Origin of the sequence: Pseudomonas sp. Root562 (assembly GCF_001427125.1) — a bacterium.
Taxonomy (GTDB): domain Bacteria; phylum Pseudomonadota; class Gammaproteobacteria; order Pseudomonadales; family Pseudomonadaceae; genus Aquipseudomonas.
In genome coordinates this window covers 404431-410880 of record NZ_LMGK01000023.1, presented here as the reverse complement: position 1 = coordinate 410880, position 6450 = coordinate 404431, and the positions used below count along the sequence as shown (strand labels likewise).

Here is a 6450-nt window from a genome sequence, read left to right as displayed (position 1 = left end):
CCGATGGTAGTGTGGGGTTTCCCCATGTGAGAGTAGGTCATCGTCAAGATTAAATTCCGAAACCCCAATTGCGAAAGCAGTTGGGGTTTTGTTTTGTCCGCAGGAAAATCCGTCTCCCTTGATTTCTATGCATTTGCTCGGGGCGTGGCTATCATGCGGGCCTCATTGTGAGGCGGGACTTGCATGCTGACGTTGTTAAAGCTTCTTAAAGATGGCCGATTCCATTCAGGTCAAGCGCTGGGTGCTGCCTTGGGTGTTAGTCGCAGTGCTGTGTGGAAGCAGCTTCAGCACTTGGAAGCTGAGCTGGGTTTGTCCATTCATAAAGTTCGAGGGCGGGGTTATCAATTGGCAGCGCCATTGACGCTGCTTGATCCTGCTGAGATAGCGAGACTTGCCCCATCTTGCGAGTGGCCTGTTCTGGTCTTCGATTCAATTGATTCCACAAATGCCGAGGCTCTGAGAGCGATAGAGCGTCTCCAGGTCGCGCCCTTTCTGGTGCTTGCCGAGCGTCAAACGGCGGGGCGCGGGCGGCGGGGACGTAAGTGGGTCAGTCCATTTGCGGAGAATGTTTACTTTAGCCTGGTGCTGCGCATCGAAGGCGGGATGCGTCAGCTGGAGGGGTTGAGTCTTGTCGTTGGGCTTGCTGTCATGCAGGCGTTGCGTGAGCTTGGTGTTTCCGAGGCGGGTTTGAAGTGGCCGAACGATGTTCTGGTAGGTCAAAAGAAGATTGCCGGTATCCTGCTTGAGTTGGTTGGCGATCCAGCTGATGTCTGTCATGTGGTGCTGGGTGTTGGGATTAATGTAAACATGCAAATGACCGATGAGGTTGATCAGCAATGGACGTCCATGCGACTGGAGTCCGGCAAGATGTTTGATCGAAATCAGTTGGTGGCAACACTAGGTGTGATGCTGCAGAGGTACCTTGCTCGCCATCAGGCCACAGGCTTTTCTTCCATCCAGGCTGAGTGGGAGCAGCATCACTTGTGGCAGGGGCGCGCTGTGTCATTGATTGCGGGCGTAAATCAAATAGATGGCGAGGTGCTGGGGATCGATAATCAGGGGGCTCTGCGCTTGAAGGTAGGCGGTGTGGAAAAAGTCTTTAGTGGTGGTGAGCTGAGCCTGAGGTTGCGCAATGATTCTTGAGCTCGACTGCGGAAACAGTTTTATCAAGTGGCGTGTGCTCGAATCGAATGCCCGGGTGGTGGTGGGTGGCGGGGTTGTTGATTCGGATCTTGCTTTGCTCGCGGACTTGAATCTACTCGAGGGACTGGCTCTCAAGCGCTGTCGGCTGGTCAGCGTGAGGACTCAAGAGGAGACCGGGCTGTTGGTCTCTCTCTTGAAGGAATCCTTCGGCGTATCGGTCGTTTGTGCTTCGCCTGCCCGGGAAATGTCCGGCGTTCGAAACGGTTATGAAGAGTTCGAGAAGCTGGGTCTCGACCGCTGGCTCGCCCTGCTTGGAGGGTTTCATTTGGCGGCTGGGGCGTGCCTTGTGTTGGATTTCGGTACTGCGGTCACAGCCGATTTCGTTGCGGCGGATGGGGGGCATCTCGGTGGGTTCATATGCCCCGGTATGCCATTGATGCGAAATCAACTTCGCACGCATACTCGCAAAATTCGTTACGGTGATCTTGCGGCTGAACGTGCATTGGAAAGTCTCGAGCCAGGGCGTACAACGGTTGAGGCTGTCGAGCGCGGTTGCCTGTTGATGCTGCGGGGGTTCGTGTTGACGCAGCTCGGACTGGCGCGGGAGCGTTGGGGTGACGATTATGCGGTTTTCCTAACGGGTGGTGATGCAGCTCTGGTCTCCGAAGTGGTGCCTGAAGCCAGGGTGGTTCCGGATCTGGTGTTTGTCGGTTTGGCGATGGCGTGCCCTTTAGCCTGAGGTACTTATGCGTTGGTTGTTTTTGCTGCTGCTTGTTCTCAATGTGTTTTATTACATTTGGCATCAACAAGAGGCTCCGCTGCGCGCGAAGGACGTAACGCCTTTGAGTTTGTATCGAGGTTCGCAGCACGATATCCGGCTGTTGAGCGAGACCGAAGTCGCGTCTAAAGATAAAGAGAAAGAGAAAGAGAAAGCGGTCCAGGTGGACTCAAACTGTCTTTATGTAGGTGGTTTTGCGCGCCAGGATGTTGCTCAGGGGCTTGAACGAAGACTGACAGGTATGGAGGTCAGGTTTCAGGCCTTGCCTCGAGGTAGCGCTGAATCAGCGGGTTATTGGTTGCGCGTGGCCCCGGAGAGCCGGCGCTGGCTGGATGATCTGCAGCTGATAAACCTTTCTAAAGAATTCAATGAGTTAAAACATAAAATAATGCCTTGCGAGGGGGTTGCACCCTTCGAATAGTTTGCATAGAATGGCGCCCGCTCCACAGCGAACACCGGAAACGGTCAACGGCGTGGAGCGAGGTCAACGCAGCTAACCTCAGGTTTTTAATGAGAAAAATGCTTGACAGAAGGCTGGCATGATGTAGAATGCCGGCTCGCTTAGGAGGGGTTCCCGAGCGGCCAAAGGGATCAGACTGTAAATCTGACGTCTACGACTTCGAAGGTTCGAATCCTTCCCCCTCCACCATTTTAGCGAGAGCTGTAAGCCTCGCGGGTATAGTTTAGTGGTAGAACCTCAGCCTTCCAAGCTGATGATGCGGGTTCGATTCCCGCTACCCGCTCCAAGTTTACAGGTTTTGCACAGTGTTTCGCTCTTGTAGCTCAGTTGGTAGAGCACACCCTTGGTAAGGGTGAGGTCAGCGGTTCAAATCCGCTCAAGAGCTCCATATAACAAGGCAGATATGAAAATATCTGCCTTTGTTTTAAGGGCTTCAGGTTGCAGTCGGTTGCTTCGCAAGGTTTTTTAGCTAGCTTGTGTGGAAGCCGTCACCTGGGTCGCAGAGTTAAAATGTTGTAAAGTCTTCTTCGGGCCGGCATAATGGTCGGCCTGATTTTGTTTTAGGTCAGTAGCTCAATTGGCAGAGCGACGGTCTCCAAAACCGTAGGTTGGGGGTTCGATTCCCTCCTGACCTGCCAGATTCACTCGGTGTGTCTGGCTTTCTTTTCACAGGATCTTCATAGATGACTCCTAAAGCTGAAGCTCAAGGCTCTCGCTTCGATCTGCTCAAGTGGCTAGTGGTAGTCGCTTTGGTGGTTGTTGGCGTTGTTGGTAATCAGTATTACTCTGCTTCGCCGATCCTGTACCGCGTACTCGCATTGCTTGTGATTGCTGCTGTAGCTGCCTTTGTAGGCCTGCAGACAGTTAAGGGCAAGTCTTTCTTTGTACTGGTAAAGGAAGCGCGTACCGAGATTCGTAAAGTCGTATGGCCAACTCGCCAAGAAACCACGCAGACCACGTTGATCGTTGTGGCTGTTGTCCTGGTTATGGCGTTGCTGTTGTGGGGTCTTGATTCCCTGCTCGGCTGGCTTGTCTCCTTGATTGTCGGCTAAGGGTGTCCCGTGGCTAAGCGTTGGTATGTTGTGCATGCTTACTCGGGTTACGAGAAGCATGTCATGCGTTCGTTGATCGAGCGTGTAAAGCTGGCTGGCATGGAAGATGGCTTCGGCGAGATTCTGGTTCCCACTGAAGAAGTGGTTGAGATGCGTAACGGCCAGAAGCGCAAAAGCGAGCGCAAGTTCTTCCCTGGCTATGTGCTGGTCCAGATGGATATGAACGAGGGTACTTGGCACTTGGTCAAGGATACTCCTCGGGTGATGGGTTTTATTGGCGGTACTGCTGATAAGCCGGCACCGATTACTGATAAAGAAGCGGAAGCGATTCTGCGACGCGTCGCTGACGGTAGCGATAAGCCTAAGCCGAAGACCTTGTTCGAGCCGGGCGAGTCGGTACGTGTTAACGACGGTCCGTTTGCCGATTTCACTGGCACGGTCGAAGAGGTTAACTACGAGAAGAGCCGGATCCAGGTCGCGGTGCTCATTTTCGGACGCTCTACTCCGGTAGAGTTGGAGTTCAGTCAGGTCGAGAAGGTCTAGCTGAGCAAGCATCCCAACCCCGCAGCCTTAGGCTGTGGGGTTTTGTCGTCACTGGGATAAACGCGCAAGTAACCGGGGAGCCTTTCGAGGCGTTTGAACCCGTAATTGGAGTGCCTCATGGCCAAGAAGATTACCGCTTACATCAAGCTGCAAGTGAAGGCCGCTCAGGCTAACCCAAGCCCACCTGTTGGTCCTGCTCTGGGTCAGCACGGCGTGAACATCATGGAATTCTGCAAGGCTTTCAACGCCCGTACTCAGGGTCTTGAGCCAGGTCTGCCGACTCCAGTGATCATCACTGTCTACAGCGACCGTAGCTTCACTTTCGAAACCAAATCCACCCCTGCTTCGGTTCTGCTGAAGAAGGCGGCCGGTCTGACCAGCGGTTCCGCTCGTCCGAACACCGTTAAGGTTGGCACTGTAACTCGTGCTCAGCTGGAAGAAATCGCGAAAACCAAAAACGCGGATCTGACTGCAGCTGATATGGAAGCAGCCGTGCGTACCATCGCCGGTTCTGCTCGTAGCATGGGCCTTAACGTGGAGGGTGTGTAATGGCTAAGCTGACCAAGCGTCAAAAGGCTATCGCCGGCAAAATCGAAGCAGGCAAGTCCTACAACTTTGTAGACGCTGCTGCCCTGCTGGCTGAGCTGTCGACTGTCAAGTTCAGCGAGTCGTTTGACGTTGCTGTGAACCTGGGTGTTGACCCGCGTAAATCCGACCAGGTTGTTCGTAGCGCTACTGTGCTGCCACACGGCACTGGCAAGACCGTTCGCGTTGCTGTGTTCACCCAGGGTCCAGCTGCTGAAGCCGCTCTGGCTGCCGGCGCTGACCGCGTAGGCATGGACGACCTGGCTGCCGAAATGAAAGGCGGCGACCTGAACTATGACGTAGTTATTGCCTCCCCGGATGCAATGCGCGTTGTGGGTCAGTTGGGTCAGATCCTCGGTCCACGTGGCCTGATGCCTAACCCTAAAGTCGGCACCGTAACTCCAGACGTAGCTACCGCGGTTAAAAACGCCAAGGCTGGTCAGGTTCGTTATCGCACCGACAAAAACGGCATCATTCACACTTCCGTTGGCAAGATCGGCTTCGACGCCGTCAAGCTGAAGGAAAACGTTGAAGCCCTGATCGCTGATCTGAAGCGTATCAAGCCAGCTTCCTCGAAAGGCATCTACGTCAAGCGCGTTACCCTGAGCACCACTATGGGCCCAGGTCTGGTCATCGACCAAAGCTCGCTCGACGCGTAAGACACAGATTGGCGCAAGCGATTGCGCCAATTGAAAAATTGGGGTCCCTGCCTGGCGGGGGCTATCCAAGACCGTAGGCGACGCAAGTCTTAAACCACAAGCCTACGCAGATGGTGCTCCCGGTTCCTTACCGAATCAGACACCAAAACGACATCCGGTTTCGACCAGATGAAACGGTAACAAGCAGGAGTTAAACCCGTGGCAATTAAACTCGAAGACAAGAAGGCCATCGTCGCTGAAGTCAACGAGGCTGCCAAAGTCGCTCTGTCCGCTGTCGTGGCTGATGCCCGTGGCGTAACAGTAGGCGCGATGACCGGACTCCGTAAAGAGGCTCGTGAAGCTGGCGTTTACGTACGTGTTGTACGTAACACCCTGCTCAAGCGCGCTGTTGCTGACACTGAATTCAGTGTCCTCAACGACGTGTTCACCGGCCCTACCCTGATTGCATTCTCCAAGGAACATCCAGGCGCTGCTGCCCGGATCTTCAAAGAGTTCGCAAAGGGTCAGGACAAGTTCGAGATCAAGGCAGCTGCGTTCGAGGGCAAGTTCCTCGCAGCTAACCAAATCGACGTACTGGCAACTCTGCCGACCCGTGACGAAGCAATTTCTCAGCTGATGAGCGTGATTCAAGGCGCTACCAGCAAATTGGCTCGTACTCTGGCGGCAATTCGCGACCAGAAAGAAGCTGCTGCAGCCTAAGGCTCGTCAACTTCTCGCGTTTTTTGTTTTTTTCGATGGTCGCGTAGGCCGTCCCCAATATCAGGAATTAGATTCATGTCTATCTCTCAGAACGATATCCTTGAAGCAGTTGGCAACATGTCCGTAATGGAAGTTGTTGAGCTGATCAAAGCTTTCGAAGAAAAATTCGGCGTTACTGCTGCTGCTGCATCGGCTGGTCCAGCTGCTGCTGCTGCCGTTGTTGAAGAGCAAACTGAATTCAACGTCATGCTGACCGAAGCTGGCGAGAAGAAAGTTAACGTGATCAAGGCAGTACGTGAACTGACCGGTCTGGGCCTGAAAGAAGCCAAGGCTGTAGTTGACGGCGCTCCTGCCATGGTTCTGGAAGCTGTTGCCAAAGACGCAGCTGACAAAGCCAAAGCAGCTCTGGAAGAAGCAGGCGCTAAAGTCGAGCTGAAGTAAGCATCGACTTTGCTCCTCCAGCCCGAGCGTTAAGCGACAGGCTGATGGCTGGTGGCTCTTGCCACCGGCCTTTTTCCGTTATTGGCAGCC

The 6450-nt window shown here is 54.0% G+C and carries 9 protein-coding genes and 4 tRNA genes; all 13 read left to right on the top strand.

Going from position 1 to position 6450, the window contains the following annotated elements; genetic code table 11:
* Nucleotides 1–183 precede the first annotated feature (183 nt).
* Nucleotides 184–1143, top strand: a complete 960-nt coding sequence (gene birA / locus ASD60_RS21450; RefSeq protein ID WP_056855890.1) for a bifunctional biotin--[acetyl-CoA-carboxylase] ligase/biotin operon repressor BirA — start codon at nucleotides 184–186, stop codon at nucleotides 1141–1143.
* Nucleotides 1133–1882 (top strand): pantothenate kinase, encoded by a 750-nt coding sequence (locus ASD60_RS21445; protein ID WP_056855889.1) that lies wholly within the window; start codon nucleotides 1133–1135, stop codon nucleotides 1880–1882. The genes birA and ASD60_RS21445 overlap by 11 nt, the downstream gene beginning before the upstream one ends.
* Nucleotides 1883–1889: 7 nt before the next feature.
* On the top strand, nucleotides 1890–2342 hold the full coding sequence (locus tag ASD60_RS21440; RefSeq protein ID WP_056855888.1) for a hypothetical protein: 453 nt from the start codon (nucleotides 1890–1892) through the stop codon (nucleotides 2340–2342).
* Between the two features lie 143 nt (nucleotides 2343–2485).
* Nucleotides 2486–2570, top strand: a tRNA-Tyr gene (locus tag ASD60_RS21435).
* Nucleotides 2571–2593: 23 nt separating this feature from the next.
* Nucleotides 2594–2667: transfer RNA gene (locus tag ASD60_RS21430), tRNA-Gly, on the top strand.
* 26 nt (nucleotides 2668–2693) lie between these two features.
* A tRNA-Thr gene (locus ASD60_RS21425) sits at nucleotides 2694–2769 on the top strand.
* A gap of 174 nt (nucleotides 2770–2943) precedes the next feature.
* Nucleotides 2944–3019: transfer RNA gene (locus ASD60_RS21420), tRNA-Trp, on the top strand.
* A gap of 45 nt (nucleotides 3020–3064) precedes the next feature.
* Complete coding sequence (gene secE, locus ASD60_RS21415; protein ID WP_007896620.1) at nucleotides 3065–3433, top strand: preprotein translocase subunit SecE; 369 nt, start codon at nucleotides 3065–3067, stop codon at nucleotides 3431–3433.
* A gap of 9 nt (nucleotides 3434–3442) precedes the next feature.
* A complete protein-coding gene (gene nusG / locus ASD60_RS21410) occupies nucleotides 3443–3976 on the top strand; it encodes a transcription termination/antitermination protein NusG (protein ID WP_007933727.1) in 534 nt (177 codons plus the stop codon).
* Nucleotides 3977–4093: 117 nt separating this feature from the next.
* The gene (gene rplK, locus ASD60_RS21405) at nucleotides 4094–4525 is read left to right on the top strand and encodes a 50S ribosomal protein L11 (RefSeq protein ID WP_007933726.1); all 432 of its coding nucleotides are present in this window, start codon (nucleotides 4094–4096) and stop codon (nucleotides 4523–4525) included.
* Nucleotides 4525–5220 (top strand): 50S ribosomal protein L1, encoded by a 696-nt coding sequence (gene rplA / locus ASD60_RS21400; protein ID WP_008041297.1) that lies wholly within the window; start codon nucleotides 4525–4527, stop codon nucleotides 5218–5220. Before rplK ends, rplA begins: the two co-directional genes overlap by 1 nt.
* 198 nt (nucleotides 5221–5418) lie before the next feature.
* Nucleotides 5419–5919, top strand: a complete 501-nt coding sequence (rplJ, locus tag ASD60_RS21395) for a 50S ribosomal protein L10 (protein ID WP_007970413.1) — start codon at nucleotides 5419–5421, stop codon at nucleotides 5917–5919.
* 75 nt (nucleotides 5920–5994) lie between these two features.
* A complete protein-coding gene (gene rplL, locus ASD60_RS21390) occupies nucleotides 5995–6360 on the top strand; it encodes a 50S ribosomal protein L7/L12 (protein ID WP_056855887.1) in 366 nt (121 codons plus the stop codon).
* The last annotated feature ends 90 nt before the right edge of the window (nucleotides 6361–6450 follow it).